Annotated in this window: 16 protein-coding genes and 1 riboswitch; of the genes, 6 read left to right on the plus strand and 10 right to left on the minus strand. The window is 69.6% G+C overall.

Going from position 1 to position 16,288, the window contains the following annotated elements; all coding sequences use genetic code 11:
* Nucleotides 1-112: 112 nt before the first annotated feature.
* On the minus strand, nucleotides 113-1,318 hold the full coding sequence (gene rocD / locus LK06_RS20480) for an ornithine--oxo-acid transaminase (protein WP_039652869.1): 1,206 nt from the start codon (nucleotides 1,316-1,318) through the stop codon (nucleotides 113-115).
* A gap of 109 nt (nucleotides 1,319-1,427) precedes the next feature.
* Nucleotides 1,428-1,519: riboswitch (ZMP/ZTP riboswitch) on the plus strand.
* A gap of 32 nt (nucleotides 1,520-1,551) precedes the next feature.
* On the opposite strand from rocD, the gene LK06_RS20485 reads away from it, so the two are divergent.
* The 3 genes from LK06_RS20485 (at nucleotide 1,552) to LK06_RS20495 (ending at nucleotide 4,936) form a co-directional block, all read left to right on the plus strand.
* On the plus strand, nucleotides 1,552-3,000 hold the full coding sequence (locus LK06_RS20485) for a glycine hydroxymethyltransferase (protein WP_039652871.1): 1,449 nt from the start codon (nucleotides 1,552-1,554) through the stop codon (nucleotides 2,998-3,000).
* Between the two features lie 200 nt (nucleotides 3,001-3,200).
* Nucleotides 3,201-4,214, plus strand: a complete 1,014-nt coding sequence (trpS, locus tag LK06_RS20490) for a tryptophan--tRNA ligase (protein WP_039652873.1) — start codon at nucleotides 3,201-3,203, stop codon at nucleotides 4,212-4,214.
* A 137-nt stretch (nucleotides 4,215-4,351) separates the two neighbouring features.
* On the plus strand, nucleotides 4,352-4,936 hold the full coding sequence (locus LK06_RS20495; protein ID WP_039652875.1) for a 2'-5' RNA ligase family protein: 585 nt from the start codon (nucleotides 4,352-4,354) through the stop codon (nucleotides 4,934-4,936).
* Between the two features lie 54 nt (nucleotides 4,937-4,990).
* On the opposite strand, the gene dprE2 is transcribed toward LK06_RS20495, so the two are convergent.
* On the minus strand, nucleotides 4,991-5,767 hold the full coding sequence (dprE2, locus tag LK06_RS20500; protein ID WP_039653195.1) for a decaprenylphospho-beta-D-erythro-pentofuranosid-2-ulose 2-reductase: 777 nt from the start codon (nucleotides 5,765-5,767) through the stop codon (nucleotides 4,991-4,993).
* A 195-nt stretch (nucleotides 5,768-5,962) separates the two neighbouring features.
* On the opposite strand from dprE2, the gene LK06_RS20505 reads away from it, so the two are divergent.
* Nucleotides 5,963-6,871 carry a YihY/virulence factor BrkB family protein gene (locus LK06_RS20505; RefSeq protein WP_039652877.1) on the plus strand — a complete coding sequence of 303 codons (909 nt, stop codon included), beginning with the start codon at nucleotides 5,963-5,965 and terminating at the stop codon, nucleotides 6,869-6,871.
* Here LK06_RS20505 and LK06_RS20510 read toward each other — a convergent pair.
* Complete coding sequence (locus LK06_RS20510) at nucleotides 6,819-8,054, minus strand: D-alanyl-D-alanine carboxypeptidase family protein (RefSeq protein ID WP_039652878.1); 1,236 nt, start codon at nucleotides 8,052-8,054, stop codon at nucleotides 6,819-6,821. The two genes, LK06_RS20505 and LK06_RS20510, sit on opposite strands and share 53 nt — an antisense overlap.
* A 91-nt stretch (nucleotides 8,055-8,145) precedes the next feature.
* Between LK06_RS20510 and LK06_RS20515 the strand changes: the two genes are divergently transcribed.
* Entirely contained in the window at nucleotides 8,146-8,385 is a 240-nt protein-coding gene (locus tag LK06_RS20515; protein WP_039652880.1) for an SCO4848 family membrane protein, read from the plus strand.
* A 445-nt stretch (nucleotides 8,386-8,830) separates the two neighbouring features.
* Nucleotides 8,831-10,375 carry an ABC transporter substrate-binding protein gene (locus LK06_RS20520; protein ID WP_078858904.1) on the plus strand — a complete coding sequence of 515 codons (1,545 nt, stop codon included), beginning with the start codon at nucleotides 8,831-8,833 and terminating at the stop codon, nucleotides 10,373-10,375.
* 86 nt (nucleotides 10,376-10,461) lie between these two features.
* On the opposite strand, the gene LK06_RS20525 is transcribed toward LK06_RS20520, so the two are convergent.
* From LK06_RS20525 to LK06_RS20555, 7 genes are all read right to left on the minus strand, one after another.
* On the minus strand, nucleotides 10,462-11,202 hold the full coding sequence (locus tag LK06_RS20525; protein WP_039652884.1) for a TetR/AcrR family transcriptional regulator: 741 nt from the start codon (nucleotides 11,200-11,202) through the stop codon (nucleotides 10,462-10,464).
* A gap of 53 nt (nucleotides 11,203-11,255) precedes the next feature.
* Nucleotides 11,256-11,693: a VOC family protein gene (locus LK06_RS20530; RefSeq protein ID WP_039652886.1), complete on the minus strand. Its 438-nt coding sequence runs from the start codon at nucleotides 11,691-11,693 to the stop codon at nucleotides 11,256-11,258.
* Between the two features lie 269 nt (nucleotides 11,694-11,962).
* Complete coding sequence (locus tag LK06_RS20535) at nucleotides 11,963-12,742, minus strand: succinate dehydrogenase iron-sulfur subunit (protein WP_039652888.1); 780 nt, start codon at nucleotides 12,740-12,742, stop codon at nucleotides 11,963-11,965.
* On the minus strand, nucleotides 12,742-14,496 hold the full coding sequence (gene sdhA / locus LK06_RS20540; protein ID WP_039652889.1) for a succinate dehydrogenase flavoprotein subunit: 1,755 nt from the start codon (nucleotides 14,494-14,496) through the stop codon (nucleotides 12,742-12,744). The genes LK06_RS20535 and sdhA overlap by 1 nt, the downstream gene beginning before the upstream one ends.
* 19 nt (nucleotides 14,497-14,515) lie before the next feature.
* A complete protein-coding gene (locus LK06_RS20545) occupies nucleotides 14,516-14,998 on the minus strand; it encodes a succinate dehydrogenase hydrophobic membrane anchor subunit (protein WP_039652891.1) in 483 nt (160 codons plus the stop codon).
* Between the two features lie 5 nt (nucleotides 14,999-15,003).
* Entirely contained in the window at nucleotides 15,004-15,384 is a 381-nt protein-coding gene (sdhC, locus tag LK06_RS20550) for a succinate dehydrogenase, cytochrome b556 subunit (RefSeq protein WP_043406142.1), read from the minus strand.
* Nucleotides 15,385-15,573: 189 nt separating this feature from the next.
* Nucleotides 15,574-16,146 (minus strand): 2-oxo-4-hydroxy-4-carboxy-5-ureidoimidazoline decarboxylase, encoded by a 573-nt coding sequence (locus tag LK06_RS20555; protein WP_039652894.1) that lies wholly within the window; start codon nucleotides 16,144-16,146, stop codon nucleotides 15,574-15,576.
* Nucleotides 16,147-16,288 lie beyond the last annotated feature (142 nt).

Below are 16,288 nucleotides of genomic sequence, written 5' to 3' on the forward strand. Positions count from 1 at the left end.
GGGTCTCCCGGCGAGCACCTCGCACCAGAACCGTGCGGACGGAGGTGCCCGGCAGGTGTGCACACCGGCGCTCGTGACCCCGTTTCGGTGTACCGGGTCGCCGGGTCCCGCCTCAGCCGCCCAACACCGCTGTGAGCTGCTCCAGCCCCCAGTCCAGGTCCTCCTCGCCGATCACCAGCGGTGGCGCGATCCGGATGGTGGACCCGTGGGTGTCCTTCACCAGTACCCCGCGCTCCACCAGCCGCTCCGACACCTCTCGTCCGGTACCCAGTCCCGGCGCGATGTCCACTCCCGCCCACAGCCCGCGCCCGCGCACCGCCGTCACTGCACCCCCGTCGAGCAGCGTTCGCAGTGCGCGGTGCAGACGGGCGCCCAGCTCCGCCGCCCGCGCCTGGTACTCACCGGTCCGCAGCATCGCGATCACCTCCAGCGCCACCGCACAGGCCAGCGGATTCCCGCCGAACGTCGACCCGTGGTCGCCCGGCCGGAACACCCCGAGCACCGCCTCGCTCGACACCACTGCCGACACCGGGACGATCCCGCCGCCGAGCGCCTTGCCCAGCACGTACACGTCCGGCACCACCCCCTCGTGCTCGCACGCGAAGGTCTTTCCGGTCCGGCCCAGGCCCGACTGGATCTCGTCGGCGACGAAGAGGACGTTCCGCTCGCGCGTCAGCTCCCGCACCCCCGGCAGATAACCGGCCGGTGGCACGATCACCCCGGACTCGCCCTGGATCGGCTCCAGAAGCACCGCCACCGTGTTCTCGGTGAGCGCCGACCGCATCGCCGTCAGGTCTCCGTAGGGCACGATCTCGAACCCCGGCGTGTACGGCCCGAAGTCCGCGCGGGCCTGCGCATCCGTCGAGAAGCTGATCACAGTCGTCGTACGCCCGTGGAAGTTGCCGCCCGCGACCACGATCTTCGCCATCTCCGCGGGCACCCCCTTCACCCGGTACCCCCACTTCCGAGCCGTCTTCAGCGCGCTCTCCACGGCCTCCACGCCGGTGTTCATCGGCAGCACCATCTCCATGCCGCACAGCTCGGCCAGCTGGGTGCAGAACGCTGCGAACCGGTCGTGGTGGAAGGCGCGGGAGGTCAGTGTGACCCGTTCCAGCTGTGCCTTCGCCGCATCGATCAGCCGCCGGTTGCGGTGTCCGAAGTTGAGCGCCGAGTAGCCCGCCAGCCAGTCCAGGTACCGGCGTCCCTCCACATCCGTCATCCATGCGCCCTCGGCCGTGGCCACCACGACCGGCAGCGGACGGTAGGTGGGCGCACAGTGCGCGCCGGCGGCGGCGATCAGATCCTCGGCAGCGGTCACGGCCTCTCCTGGACACCACGGGGAACGGGGACACGACGATCCCCCCTTCCTACCGTCGCTCGCATGGTGGACGCGGGACCTGCCGTGCCCGGCGCGCCCGGTAGGCTGGCCAGCGGGCCGTGACTGGCGCGCTGGGATGGGACGGACCATCGGGGAGCGGCCCGAGCGCCAAAATCAGTGCCGTGCGCCTGGGCCGAACGTGAACGCTGAACGCACACCGTCCGGAGGTCCCCGTGCCAGAGCAGCACCTCTCCACCGAGTCCACCGCCTTCCGCGCCGCCCTCGACGTCGTCCGCGCCGTCGAGCCGCGCGTCGCGGACGCCATCGGCCAGGAGATCGCCGACCAGCGCGAGATGCTCAAGCTGATCGCCTCCGAGAACTACGCCTCCCCGGCCACCCTCCTGGCGATGGGCAACTGGTTCAGCGACAAGTACGCCGAGGGCACCGTCGGCCGCCGTTTCTACGCCGGTTGCCGCAACGTCGACACCGTGGAGGCCCTGGCCGCCGAGCACGCCCGTGAACTCTTCGGTGCCCGGCACGCCTACGTTCAGCCGCACTCCGGCATCGACGCCAACCTCGTCGCCTTCTGGGCCGTGCTGGCCGACCGGGTCGAGGCACCCTTCCTGGAGAAGACCGGCGTCCGCCAGGTCAACGACCTCAGCGAGGCCGACTGGGTGGAGCTGCGCCAGGCCTTCGGCAACCAGCGCATGCTCGGCATGTCCCTGGACGCCGGCGGTCACCTCACCCACGGTTTCCGCCCGAACATCTCCGGCAAGATGTTCGACCAGCGCTCCTACGGCACCGACCCGGCCACCGGCCTCATCGACTACGAGGCCCTGCGCGCGCAGGCCCGTGAGTTCAAGCCGCTGATCATCGTCGCCGGCTACTCGGCCTACCCCCGGCTGGTGAACTTCCGGGTCATGCGCGAGATCGCCGACGAGGTCGGGGCGACGTTGATGGTCGACATGGCCCACTTCGCCGGCCTCGTGGCCGGCAAGGTCCTCACTGGAGACTTCGACCCGGTCCCGCACGCCCAGATCGTCACCACCACCACCCACAAGTCGCTGCGCGGCCCGCGCGGCGGCATGGTCCTGTGCGACGACTCCCTCAAGGACCAGGTCGACCGCGGCTGCCCCATGGTTCTCGGCGGTCCGCTCCCGCACGTCATGGCCGCCAAGGCGGTCGCCCTCGCCGAGGCCCGGCAGCCCGCCTTCCGCGACTACGCCCAGCGCATCGTCGACAACTCCCGTGCCCTGGCCGAAGGCCTCAAGCGGCGCGGCACCACGTTGGTGACCGGTGGCACGGACAACCACCTCAACCTGATTGACGTCGCCACCTCCCACGGCCTCACCGGCCGCCAGGCCGAGGCCGCCCTCCTGGAGTCGGGGATCGTCACCAATCGCAACGCCATCCCGGCCGACCCCAACGGCGCCTGGTACACCTCCGGTATCCGGATCGGCACCCCTGCCCTGACCACGCGCGGCCTCGGTACCGCCGAGATGGACGAGGTCGCCGGCCTCATCGACCGCGTGCTGACCACCACCGAGCCGGGCACCACCAAGTCGGGCGCCCCCTCCAAGGCCGCGCACGTCCTGGACCCGAAGGCGGCGGAGGAAGTCTCCCAGCGGGCGGCGGACCTGGTGGCGGGCTTCCCGCTGTACCCGGAAGTCGACCTCGGCTGACGGACGCCCCCCGGCGGGAGCAGCCGCTTCGGCAGGGGCCGCGTGCAGCACGCGGCCCCGCTGTGCGGCCCGGGCACACGGCCGCGGCCGGACGCCCGGTCCCGGGGCTCCGTCCCTCCGCCACAGGGCCACCGAGCACCCGTCGAAGCCGCCTGCCTCGGCGGCCAATCGCACCTCCACCCTCTGAGACAATGGTGAGCATGGCGACTGACCGACCCCGCGTGCTCTCCGGCATCCAGCCCACCGCCGGCTCGTTCCACCTCGGCAACTACCTCGGCGCCGTCCGCCAGTGGGTGTCCCTACAGGAGACCCACGACGCGTTCTACATGGTCGTCGACCTGCACGCGATCACGGTCCCGCAGGACCCCGCGGAACTGCGGGCCAACACCCGGCTGGCCGTCGCACAGCTGCTGGCCGCCGGGCTCGACCCCGACCGCTGCACGCTCTTCGTGCAGAGCCATGTTCCCGAACACGCCCAGCTCGCGTGGGTCATGAACTGCCTCACCGGATTCGGCGAGGCCTCCCGGATGACCCAGTTCAAGGACAAGTCCGCCAAGCAGGGCGCCGACCGGGCCTCCGTCGGTCTGTTCACGTACCCGATCCTGCAGGTCGCGGACATCTTGCTGTACCAGGCCCACGAGGTGCCGGTCGGTGAGGACCAGCGTCAGCACATCGAGCTGACCCGGGACCTCGCTGACCGGTTCAACGGTCGGTTCGGCCAGACCTTCACCGTCCCGAAGCCGTACATCCTCAAGGAGACGGCGAAGATCTACGACCTGCAGGACCCGTCGGTCAAGATGAGCAAGTCGGCATCCACGCCGAAGGGCCTCGTCAACCTCCTCGACGAGCCGAAGGCGACGGCCAAGAAGGTCAGGAGCGCCGTCACCGACACGGACACCGTGGTCCGCTTCGACGCCGAGAACAAGCCGGGTGTGAGCAACCTGCTGACGATCTACTCGACGCTCACCGGGGCGGGCATCGCCGACCTGGAGGCGAAGTACGAGGGCAAGGGCTACGGCGCGCTCAAGACGGACCTCGCCGAGATCATGGTCGAGTTCGTGACCCCGTTCCGGGAGCGCACCCAGCAGTACCTGGACGACCCCGAGACGCTTGACTCGATCCTGGCCAAGGGCGCGGAGAAGGCCCGTGCGGTCGCTGCCGAGACGCTCGCGCAGGCGTACGACCGGGTGGGCTTCCTGCCCGCGAAGCACTGAGGCGTACGACCGCACACACGTCCGTGAGGCAGAGCGCTGCACATCACTTCCGCTGCGCCTGCCCACAGGACCGGCATGGCCGTACAGTCGATACCCGGACGACCGGGCACACCACAGGTGCGACGACAGGAGACGACGTGGGGACCGTAACGATCGGCGTGTCGATCGCGGTCCCGGAGCCGCACGGCAGCCTGCTCCAGGAGCGGCGCGCAGGCTTCGGCGACGCCGCGGCGCACGGTATCCCCACACATGTCACCCTGCTGCCGCCGACCGAGGTGAGCGAGGTGGACCTGCCGGCCGTGGAGGCCCACCTCACCGAGGTCGCAGCGGCCGGCCGGCCGTTCCCGATGCGACTCTCCGGAACCGGTACCTTCCGGCCCCTGTCACCGGTGGTCTACGTGCGGGTCGTCCAGGGCGCGCAGGCCTGCGCCCGGCTGCAGCAGCGGGTCCGAGATGCCTCCGGGCCGGTCGCGCGCGAGCTGCAGTTCCCCTACCACCCGCACGTCACCGTCGCCCACGGCATCGACGAAGCGGCCATGGACCGGGCCTTTGAGGAACTCGCGGCCTTCGAGGCCGAGTGGCCGTGCAACGGGTTCGCGCTGTACGAGCAGGGCGCCGACGGGGTGTGGCGCAAGTTGCGGGAGTACACGTTCGGGGGATCCGTGGTGCCGCCGCAGGCCGGCCACGTCGACATCGGGCGCGGGACGATCGCCAGCCGGTAGCCGCGCGGGTCGTCGCTTCCGCAGTCCCGCCCCGGCCGTCCCACTCGGTGACCGTCAGACGGGCAGCCTGCGGAACACCGACCGCGGCAAGTGCCGCAGGACCGACATGACCAGGCGCAGCGCGCCGGGCACCCACACCGTCTCGGAGCGGCGGCGCAGGCCCAGCTCGATCGCCGCGGCGACCGCCTCAGGGGTGGTGGCGAACGGGCTCTCCGGCCGGCCGGACGTCATCCTCGTCCTGACGAATCCGGGTCGTACGACCATGACGCGCACGCCGGTGCCGTGCAGGGCGTCGCCGAGGCCCTGGGCGAAGGCGTCGAGGCCGGCCTTGCTCGAGCCGTAGATGAAGTCGACGCGGCGGGCCCGTTCGCCGGCCACCGAGGAGAGGACCACCAGCGAGCCGCGGCCCTGGGACTGCAGGGCACGGGCGCTGACCAGGCCCGCGGAGACGGCCCCGGTGTAGTTGGTCCGGGCGACCTGCACGGCCCGCACCGGGTCACGCTCGTCGTGGGCCTGGTCGCCCAGGATGCCGAAGGCGAGCAGCACCATGTCGACGCAGCCCTCGGCGAAGACCTTGCCGAGGACGGTCTCGTGGGACTCGGGGTCGAGGGCGTCGAAGTCGACGGTGCGCACCTCCGCGCCGAGCGCACGCAGGCCGTCCGCGGCCTGCTCCAGAGCGGGTGAGGGGCGGCCGGCCAGCCACACGGTACGGGTGCGGCGGGTGATCAGCCGGCGGGCGGTGGCCAGCGCGATCTCGGACGTGCCGCCGAGGACGAGCAGTGACCGGGGGAGACCGAGGGCAGGCAGGTCGGGCGACGTGGCTCCAGGCATGTCGTGACCGTATCCGCCGGTCACGGGCTGACCGTGGCGAAACATCGCCGTGCTACCCGAAGTGGGTGATTAATGGGATGTCGCACCATCCCAGCCGCACGGGACGGCGGCTACCCGGCCACCATGCTGCGGGCCCCGGGACAACGGCACGGTGGTCTCCCGCTTGGGCTTCCGCGACAAGGGCAGGAACGGATCATGGACTGGCTGCAGAGACTGCCCGGCATCGGGCCGGCCGTCACCTGGCTGACGGCCACGCACGCGTGGTACTCCTACGAGCGGCTGGCCCGGGTGAAATGGACACGGCTGGCCGCCGCCATGACGTTCATCAGCTTCGTGGCCCTGTTCCCGCTGCTCACCCTGATCGCCGCGATCACCGCCGCCACACTGAGCACGGCCACCCAGAAGACCATCGAGGACAAGATCGCCCAACAGGTCCCGGGCATCTCCCAGCAACTGGACATCGGCTCCCTGGTGCACAACGCCGGTACCGTCGGGGTCATCGCGGGCGCCGTGCTGCTGCTCGCGGGCATCGGCTGGGTCGGCCAGGTGCGGGACTGCCTGCGCGCGGTGTGGGAACTGCCGGACCACAAGGAGAACCCCTTCCTCGCCAAGGCCAAGGACGCCGGCGTCCTCGTCGGCTTCGGCGGCGCCCTGCTGGTCACGTTCGCCGCGTCCACGCTCGCCTCGGCCGCGGTCGGTCGGGTGGCGGGCCTGCTCGGCCTGGCCGAGCACGGCTGGGGCACCGCGCTGTTGCAGCTCGCCGCGTTCGCCGTTGCCGTGCTCGCCGACTTCCTGGTCCTGCTCTACGTGCTGACCCTGCTGCCCGGGGTGGAGCCGCCGCGCGGCCGTCTGCTGGTGGCCGCCCTGCTCGGCGCGATCGGCTTCGAACTGCTGAAGCTGCTCCTCAGCGGTTACATCCAGGGGGTCGCCGCGAAGAGCATGTACGGCGCGTTCGGGGTCCCCGTGGCCCTGCTGCTGTGGATCAACTTCACCGCGAAACTCGTTCTGTTCTGCGCCTCCTGGACGGCGACGCAGGACGACGGAACCGAGCTCAGGAAGGCGTCCGACGGCGCCTCAGATCCGGCAGCGGCCACCGGCGGTTGACCAGGAACGCCCCGGCCGCGAGCAGCACCAGCAACCCGCCCGTGATGGCCAGGGCGATGCCCATGCCACTGGAGCGGGACCCGGCGGTGGCGCGCGCCGCCGGCGCCGAGCCCGACCCGCCGGTACCGTAGGCCTGCCCGGCGGCACTGGGACCCGGCTGTGCGGTGGCGTCCGCCACGGCGCTCCTCGGCGGCACCAGTTCACCCACCGGCTTGACCTTGCCGGCCGCCTGGAAGCCCCAGTCGAACAACGTGGCGGTCTCCTTGTAGACCTCGTTGTGCTCGTGCTTCCCCGGATTCATCACCGTGACGAGCAGCACCCTGCCGTTGCGCTCGGCGACACCGGTGAAGGTGGCGCCCGCGTGGGTGGTGTTGCCGTTCTTCACACCTGCGATGCCCCGGTAGACGGGCACGTCGGTGTCGCCGCTCAGCATCCGGTTGGTGTTCTGGATCTCCCTGGACCCGAATCGCGCCCGCACGGTGGAGCAGTAGTCGCGGAAGTCCTTCTTCTGCAGCCCGGAACGGGCGAACAGGGTCAGGTCGTACGCCGACGACACCTGCCCGGGTTCGTCGTAGCCGTCGGGGGAGACCACGTGCGTGTCCAGCGCCTGCAGGTCGTCGGCGTGCGCCTGCATGTCCTTGACGGTCTGTCCGACACCGCCGTTCATCGAGGACAGCACGTGGACGGCGTCGTTGCCCGAGCGCAGGAAGACCCCGAGCCACAGGTCGTGGACGGTGTAGGTGTGCCCCGCCGCTATGCCGACCACGCTGGAACCGGCGCCCATTCCGGCGAGGTCGGACGGCACCACCTTGTGCCGGGTCCCTCTCGGAAACCGGGGCAGCACGGTGTCGGCGAACAGCATCTTCAGCGTGCTCGCCGGGGCCAGTCGCCAGTGCGCGTTGTGCGTGGCGAGCACGTCCCCCGACTCGGCGTCGGCGACGATCCAGGAACGGGCGGTGAGGCCCTTGGGCAGCACCGGGACGCCCGGGGCGAGGTTGACCTGCGTGCCGGGCTGTCCGAGCCGGACCCCGCCGACGGTGGACATGTGGGCCGGGGGCGTGGTCGACGGGCTCGACGAGGGGGTGGGAGCGGCGAGGGCGGCGGACGTGGCGACGGACAGCGACGACAGCGCGGCGGAGGCGACCAGCAGGGAGCGCCGGACGGAGTTCTTGGGTGCGGGCACGGTCGAGAACGTACCCGGAGCGCGCCGTGAAGTCCCACCGCCGGTGGCACCCCCGGCACGGAACCGGACGGCAGGCGGCGATACTGGCCCCATGAAACTCAGCCGCCCGGTCTCCTGGTTCCTGCTCGCCTTCGGGGTGTGGAGCTGGGTCATCTGGGTCACTTTCGTGAAGAACCTGATCAAGGACGGCAGCGGGCTTGCCTTCCACAACGGTCACCCGACCGCGTACTTCTGGGTGCACCTGTTGCTGGCGATCGTCTCCTTCGTACTGGGGACGGCCATCGGGGTCATCGGGTTGCGCGGGCTGCGCGCACTGCGCCGGACCCCCTAGTACCGCACCAGCTAGTACCGCACCAGGCGACGTTCGCCCCGTCGTGACGCCGGCATGCATGCATGCATGCATGCATGCATGCACGCTCGCCGAACCGACCGAAAGCCCACGTACATCCCGTACGAGGATGTCCGGCCAGCACGCCGTGAGCACGCACCGGACGCCGCTCCGTGACGGGCACACGTTGCCTGCCGCGGCACGAGCGGCGCCTCCCCCGGGACAGGCGGTCCCGCAACTGCGCAGGTGCTGTGCAGTCGGCTGAAAACAACGCCTTAACAACACCTCGGTAAGTTCTTGCTCATCTGGGCAGAAAGCCCTTCCCCCAGGTGAAACACGTGTGATTAGGTGAGCCGCGCCACTTTAGGGGAGTGGCCATTTTCGTGCTGGGCCAGGGGTAGGGCCTTGACCGGCCTGGGGAGGCAACACCACCATGCGATCTCTTCGCATGCGCATTTTCGTGACGCTGCTCGTACTCGCCGTCGTGGGAATCGGCGGCTGGCAACTGCTGCCATCACAGGAGGACAAGAACAACACCATCACCGTCGGCACGACCGACGCGGTCACCGCACTCGATCCGGCCGGTGCGTACGACGCCGGCTCCTGGGCACTGTTCAGCAACGTGTTCCAGTCGTTGTTGACCTTCGAGCCGGGCGGGGCCGAACCGGTTCCGGACGCCGCGAAGAGCTGCTCGTTCCAGGACACCGGGCTGAAGACGTACCAGTGCACGCTGCGCGACGGGATCACCTTCCCGAGCGGGCGCGCGATGACGGCCGAGGACGTGAAGTTTTCCTTCGACCGGGTCAAGAAGATCAACTCCGAAGTCGGCCCGGCGTCACTGTTCGCCACGCTCGGCTCGGTGACCGCCGACGACGCCAAGACGGTCACCTTCCACCTGTCGTCCCCGGACGCCACCTTCCCGCTGAAGGTCGCCACCGGAGCCGGTTCCATCGTGGACAAGGAGAAGTACCCGGCCGACTCCCTGCGCACCGGCTCCGCCGTCGACGGCACCGGCCCGTACCGGCTGACGGGGTACACCAAGGACAAGACGGCCGACCTCGCGCCGAACACGGGCTACAAGGGGTACCTCAGCGGTCCCGGCAGCCCGATCGCACTGCGCTACTACGCCGACTCCCAGAAGCTCAACAGCGCCTGGAAGGCCGGGCAAGTGGACGTCGCCACCCGGACACTGCCGCCGGACGTGCTCTCCCAGCTGAACCCGAGCGACCCCAAGATGCGCGTCACTGAGTCGGACAGCGCGGAGACCCACAACCTGTACCTCAACACCCGCGCCAGCTCACCGCTGCACGATGCCCGGGTGCGCAGGGCCATGGCCTGGCTGATCAACCGCGAGAAGCTGGCCGTGACGGTCTACCAGGGCACGGTGGATCCGCTGTACTCGCTGATCCCGACCGGCATCACCGGCCACACCACGTCGTTCTTCGACAACTACCCGACGCAGAGCGTGGACAAGGCGCGCGAGCTGCTCACCCAGGCTGGGGTGACCCTGCCGGTGCGGTTCACCTTCGGCTACGGCAAGGGCCGGGGCGTGGGCGCGCAGGAGGCGGCGGCGCTGAAGCAGCAACTGGAGGCGGGCGGCCTGTTCAAGGTGGACGTCCGGGGTTACGAGTGGACCGACTTCCAAAAGCGCTGGGCGACCGGGAAGCTGGACGCATGGGCGGTCGGCTGGGTGGCCGACTACCCGGACCCCGACACCTTCGGCGCCGCGCTCGTCGGTACCGGCTCCACGATGAGCACCGGGTACAGCAGCAAGCCGGTCGACCACCTCATCCAGGACAGCCAGCGGTTCGCCGACCGTACCCGTGCCGCGAAGGACTTCCGCAGCATCCAGGGCGACGTGGCCCAGGACGTGCCGCTGATCCCGCTGTGGCAGCGCAAGGAGTACGTGGTGAGCACCGAGGACGTGGGCGGCGGCCAGTACCTGTCCGACGGCACGGGCGTGTTCCGGCTGTGGCGGCTGCAGTGGATCTGACCGGGTGATGTGTCGCGCCGGCCGGCCCTGAGCCGCAGCACGCGGCCCGGGAGCCGGGTCGGTCCGACGCGTTCACCCGGTGCTGATCAGTCGCCCCGCTCGCGCGCCGGATCCGGCAGTGCTTTCGTCATTCCCGGCAGGAAGTCCGTGAAGAGTTCGTGGACCTCCAGGACCAGGGGACGCAGGACCCGGAAGCGGGCGAGGGCGACCCCCCGCGCGGTCAGCCGAGCGCCCCGCCGCGCCAGCCGGTAGCTGCGCTCCCGCCCCTGAGTCCGGTCGAAGACCCAGTACAGGACCAGGCCCATCTGGGCCAGCCACATCAACTCCGGCAGGGCTTCACGTAGTTCGGGTGCCACCTTGGACCTGGAGCCGGCCAGTACCTCCCGGTGGACGCTGATGGCCTGCTCGCGGGCGTGCTCGCTCTCCGGGGAAAAGGGGCTGAGCGGGCTGTCGGGATCGGCGGCGTTCTTGAAGAACTGCACGGCGAACTCGTGGTACGGCGTGGCGATGTCCAGCCACGCGGTCAGCACGCCCGCCAGCCGCGCTTCCAGTTCGGTCTCCCGGTCCAGTACTTCCCGGACCGCCGCCTGGTGTGCGGCGGCGATCCGGTCGTAGAAGCCCTGGATCAGGTGCTCCTTGCCGTCGAAGTAGTAGTAGGCGTTGCCGACGGAGACCCCGGCCTCCTTGGCGATGGCCCGCATCGTCGTCTTGTCGTAACCGCGTTCCTGGAACAGCCGCAATGCGGTCTCCAGGATCAGTGCGCGGGTCTGCTCGGACTTGCTGCTCTGGGGGCCGGCCGCGGCCGGGCCGTCGTTCTTCGCGGGCACGGTAGAAGAGCCTAACGAGTGGCGCGGGCCCCCTCGGACCGCCCTGTCGGACGCTACCGGCTCAGCGGGGTCGGCCCCGATCGGCCCCGGCGGCCCAGCTCCGGACGGCGGGTGTAGTCCGTGAGGCCGATGACGTTCCCCCAGGGGTCGGCGATCTCCACGGTCCAGCCGGTGGCCCCCTGGAACACCCCGTCCAGGGGCGCGATGCCAGCGGCGGCCAGCTTCCGCGCCGCCGCCTGTGCGTCCGGTACCTCGACCCAGACGCGTGGCGAGGGCCAGGGCGGCGGCCGGTGGCCGAGTTCCTCCTCGGCGCGCAGCAGGACGCCGGGTGTCTCTCCGCCGACCTTCAGCAGTGCGATCCCGGCTTCGTCGAACCGGAACGCCAGGGTGAACCCGGCCCGCTCGTAGAAGCCGGCCGCCTCGGCGAGGTCGCCGACGGGGAACAGCACGTTGTCGAAACCGAGCAGTTCGTACGACTCATCGTCTGACATGACGTCAGATTAGATCGGGGCATGCCCCGGGGCGGCTCAAGCACGCCGGGCACGGCCCGCTCCGATGCCGGCGGTCGTCTTCGGGGAGACCCCGGTGCCCGGCCCGTGCACCGCCCTTCCGGTTGCCTGCGGCGATCGGAAGGACCAGGCCGGACGGCGCCCCGGCACGCCGTTTGCGCTCAGGTCCACCCGATGGGAGCGCTGTACGTGCTCGGGGCCCCGTTCCCTGCGGAAACGGGGCCCCGAGCGAGGTGTGACGGCGGATCGCCTCAGTAGCGGCGCGTGATCAGGGCGCGCTTGACTTCCTGGATCGCCTTCGTGACCTCGATACCGCGCGGGCAGGCGTCCGTGCAGTTGAAGGTCGTGCGGCAGCGCCACACGCCGTCGCGGTCGTTGAGGATCTCCAGCCGCTGCTCAGCGGCATCATCGCGCGAGTCGAAGATGAACCGGTGGGCGTTCACGATCGCGGCCGGACCGAAGTACTGGCCGTCGTTCCAGAACACCGGGCAGGACGACGTGCACGCGGCGCACAGGATGCACTTGGTGGTGTCGTCGAAGCGCTCGCGGTCCTCGGCGGACTGCAACCGCTCCCGGGTCGGCTCGTTCTTGTCGTGGGCGATAAGGAACGGCATGACGTCCCGGTACGCCTGGAAGAACGGCTCCATGTCCACGACCAGGTCCTTCAGGACCGTCAGGCCCTTGATGGGCTCGATCGTGATCGGCTTCTCGGGGTTGATGTCCTTGATCAGCGTCTTGCAGGCAAGGCGGTTCTTGCCGTTGATCCGCATCGCGTCCGAGCCGCAGATGCCGTGCGCGCACGAACGGCGGAAGGTGAGGCTGCCGTCGACGTCCCACTTGATCTTGTGGAGGCCGTCGAGGACCCGCTCCTTCGGGTCGATCTCCAGCTGGAAGTCTTCCCAGACCGACTCGGCCGAGACCTCCGGGTTGAACCGGCGGACGCGGAAGGTGACCGTGATGTTGGGGGTGTCGGCGAAGCCGGGCTCGGGCTCGCCGGCCGCGTCCGCCTTGTCCAGAACAGGGGTAGCCATCAGTACTTACGCTCCATCGGCTGGTAGCGGGTCTGGACGACCGGCTTGTAGTCGAGACGGACGGTTTCCGCGCCGTCGGCGCCGACCTCGCGGTACGCCATCGTGTGGCGCATGAAGTTGACGTCGTCGCGGTTCGGGTAGTCCTCGCGGTAGTGACCGCCGCGGGACTCCTTGCGGGCCAGCGCCGAGACGGCCATGACCTCGGCCAGGTCCAGCAGGTTGCCCAGCTCGATGGCCTCCAGCAGGTCCGTGTTGAACCGCCTGCCCTTGTCCTGGATCGCCACGTTCTTGTAGCGCTCGCGCAGCTCGGCGATCTTCTCGACCGCCGTCTTGATCGTCTGCTCGGTGCGGAACACCATCACGTTGGCGTCCATGGTCTCCTGCAGCTCGCGGCGCAGGGTCGCCACCCGCTCGCTGCCGGTCGAGCCGCGCAGCTGCTCGATCTGCTCGACCACGAGGGACTCCGGGTTCTCCGGCAGCTCGACGAAGTCCGCCGTGTGGGCGTACTCGGCGGCGGCGATGCCCGCGCGGCGGCCGAAGACGTTGATGTCCAGCAGCGAGTTGGTGCCGAGGCGGTTGGCACCGTGCACGGAGACACAGGCGACCTCGCCGGCCGCGTACAGGCCGGGGACGACCGTGGTGTTGTCCGCCAGGACCTCACCCTCGACGTTGGTCGGGATGCCGCCCATCGCGTAGTGCGCGGTCGGCTGGATCGGGATCGGGTCCGTGTAGGGCTCGATGCCGAGGTAGGTGCGCGCGAACTCGGTGATGTCCGGGAGCTTGGCGTCCAGCTGCTCCGGCGGGAGGTGCGTCAGGTCGAGGTAGACGTGGTCGCCCTCGGGACCGCAGCCGCGACCCTCGCGGATCTCCGTGTAGATGGAGCGGGACACGACGTCACGGGACGCCAAGTCCTTCATGACGGGAGCGTACTTCTCCATGAAGCGCTCGCCGTCCTTGTTGCGCAGGATGCCGCCCTCACCGCGGGCGCCCTCGGTGAGCAGGATGCCCATGCGCCAGATGCCGGTCGGGTGGAACTGGAAGAACTCCATGTCCTCCAGCGGCAGCCCGCGGCGGTAGACGGCGGCCTGGCCGTCACCGGTGAGGGTGTGCGCGTTGGAGGTCACCTTGAAGAACTTGCCGCAACCGCCGGAGGCGTAGATGACCGCCTTCGCCTGGAAGATGTGGATCTCGCCGGTGGCCAGCTCGTACGCAACCACACCGGCCGACTTCTTGACGCCGTCGACCTCGATGATCAGCTGGTCCAGGACGTAGAACTCGTTGAAGAACTCCACGCCCTCCTTGACGCAGTTCTGGTACAGCGTCTGGAGGATCATGTGGCCGGTGCGGTCGGCCGCGTAGCAGGAGCGGCGGACCGGGGCCTCACCGTGGTTGCGGCTGTGACCGCCGAAGCGGCGCTGGTCGATGGTGCCGTTCGGCGTCCGGTTGAACGGCAGGCCCATCTTCTCCAGGTCGAGGACCGCGTCGATGGCCTCCTTCGCCAGGATCTCGGCGGCGTCCTGGTCGACCAGGTAGTCACCGCCCTTGATCGTGTCGAAGGTGTGCCACTCCCAGTTGTCCTCCTCCACGTTCGCCAGCGCGGCGGCCATGCCGCCCTGCGCGGCGCCCGTGTGGGAGCGGGTGGGGTAGAGCTTGGTCAGCACCGCGGTGCGGCTGCGCTTCGTCGCCTCGATGGCGGCACGCATGCCCGCGCCACCGGCGCCGACGATGACGGTGTCGTACTTGTGGATCTTCATGATTCTCGCAGCCCCGTGCCTAGCGGATGTTCGGGTCGAAGGTGAAGATCACCAGCGTGCCCAGCAGGATGGTGAAGACCGTGGCGGTGTAGAGCAGGGCCTTCAGCCACAGCCGGGTGTTCGGCCGCTCGGCGTAGTCGTTGATGACCGTGCGCAGACCATTGGCGCCGTGCAGCATCGCCAGCCACAGCATCAGCAGGTCCCAGACCTGCCAGAACGGGGACGCCCAGCGGCCGGCCACGAAAGCGAAGCCGATCTTGGAGACACCGCCGTCGAGCACCAACTGGATCAGCAGGTGGCCGAGGACCAGGACGACCAGCACGATGCCGGACAGGCGCATGAACAGCCAGGCGGCCATCTCGAAGTTGCCCCGGGTCGACTTCGGGGTCTTCCTGGTGCGCTTGCGCGGTGCCTCGATGAACGGGGCCGGGTTGTCGACGCTGTAGAGGGGGGCGCCCTCGACGGGGCCGACTCCGGACGCGGGGGTTTCAGTCGTGGACATGGGCGTCAGCTCCCGAACAGAACACGAGCGGCGTGGCCGAGGACGGGGTAGATCGCCCCCGCCATCAGGACGACCCAGACGCCGACGACGGTCCAGAGCATCTGCTTCTGGTAGCGCGGGCCCTTCGACCAGAAGTCGACGGCGATGACGCGCAGACCGTTGAGCGCGTGGAAGAGGATGGCGGCCACGAGGCCGTACTCCAGCAGCGCGACGATCGGCGTCTTGTACGTGGCTACGACCTTGTCGTAGTCCTCGGGCGAGACACGCACGAGAGCGGTGTCCAGTACGTGAACGAACAGGAAGAAGAAAATGAGGACGCCGGTGACTCGGTGAGCCACCCAGGACCACATTCCTTCCCGGCCGCGGTACAGCGTTCCAGCCGGCACGGAAGAACCCTCCGGGAGCGGGGACTAGGGCCGCGCCGGCTTCACTGTCGGTCGGGCCCGGCCGGGTACGGTCCACCGGCCCCCAGCATCGTAGCGATGCGTCGCGCCGTGCTTTACGGGGGGCCTGCCTGTGTGATCAAACTGGCACCGGACGGACTAGAGCTGCGGTATCTGGCGGGGTGTGTGCGGCTATGTCCCGTGTGCGGATGCGTTGCGGCTGCTCGCGCTGTGTGGCGAAACCGCTGGTGGGCGGGGTCCCGCGCCTCTGAGGAGGTGTCCGAGTCGTTGCCGTGCGAGGCGTCTGACTTCCTCCGCCGCCGTCACCCGTTCCTCCTCCGGATCGTTTGTCAATCGTGATCGGATGCCTTCGAGGATGCAGTCGATGACTTCGTCCGGGTGTACATCACCCAGATAGATGACGAACGCGTGTCCGAATCTGGCCTCGTAGGCGGCGTGGGCCGCGCTCAGGGCCATGTGCGCCGCCGAGTAGATGCCCTCGGGCAGGTCGGTGAGGGACTCGCCCGCCAGGGCTTCCGTCAGGTCGCCGGGTGAGAGGTCGTACGCCGCCTCGTCCGCCGCGGCGAGCAGGGCGTCCAGGTCGGGATAGGGCCGGTGGTCCACGAGCCGGCAGGACCAGCGCAGACTGCGCAGGCAGTGCAGGAGGAGTGTGCGGGCCTCTTCGGCGGGAGCGGCGTTGAAGGCGTCGAGGGGCTTGGGGAGGTACGGGAGGTGGTGGGCGGGCAGCGTGGGTCCTCGCGTCACATGTGGTGCGGCAGGGGATGCTGTGAAAGGTGTGTCGTCAGTTTATCGAGAGTGGTCACGACGGGTCCGCACGGTGCCCGAATTTCACCCAGATGGGAGAGTTTCGGGACGTGCGGGTGACGGACAACTGGGGGATCGGCCG

It is taken from the genome of Streptomyces pluripotens (assembly GCF_000802245.2).
In the GTDB taxonomy this organism is placed as follows: Bacteria; Actinomycetota; Actinomycetes; order Streptomycetales; family Streptomycetaceae; genus Streptomyces; species Streptomyces pluripotens.

Coding starts and splice junctions, on each gene's coding strand:
- trpS (WP_039652873.1), top strand. CDS start 3,201: ATGGCGACTGACCGACCCCGCGTGCTCTCCGGCATCCAGCCCACCGCC.
- dprE2 (WP_039653195.1), bottom strand. CDS start 5,767: ATGCCTGGAGCCACGTCGCCCGACCTGCCTGCCCTCGGTCTCCCCCGG.
- LK06_RS20505 (WP_039652877.1), top strand. CDS start 5,963: ATGGACTGGCTGCAGAGACTGCCCGGCATCGGGCCGGCCGTCACCTGG.
- LK06_RS20515 (WP_039652880.1), top strand. CDS start 8,146: ATGAAACTCAGCCGCCCGGTCTCCTGGTTCCTGCTCGCCTTCGGGGTG.
- LK06_RS20520 (WP_078858904.1), top strand. CDS start 8,831: ATGCGCATTTTCGTGACGCTGCTCGTACTCGCCGTCGTGGGAATCGGC.
- LK06_RS20530 (WP_039652886.1), bottom strand. CDS start 11,693: ATGTCAGACGATGAGTCGTACGAACTGCTCGGTTTCGACAACGTGCTG.
- LK06_RS20535 (WP_039652888.1), bottom strand. CDS start 12,742: ATGGCTACCCCTGTTCTGGACAAGGCGGACGCGGCCGGCGAGCCCGAG.
- sdhA (WP_039652889.1), bottom strand. CDS start 14,496: ATGAAGATCCACAAGTACGACACCGTCATCGTCGGCGCCGGTGGCGCG.
- LK06_RS20545 (WP_039652891.1), bottom strand. CDS start 14,998: ATGTCCACGACTGAAACCCCCGCGTCCGGAGTCGGCCCCGTCGAGGGC.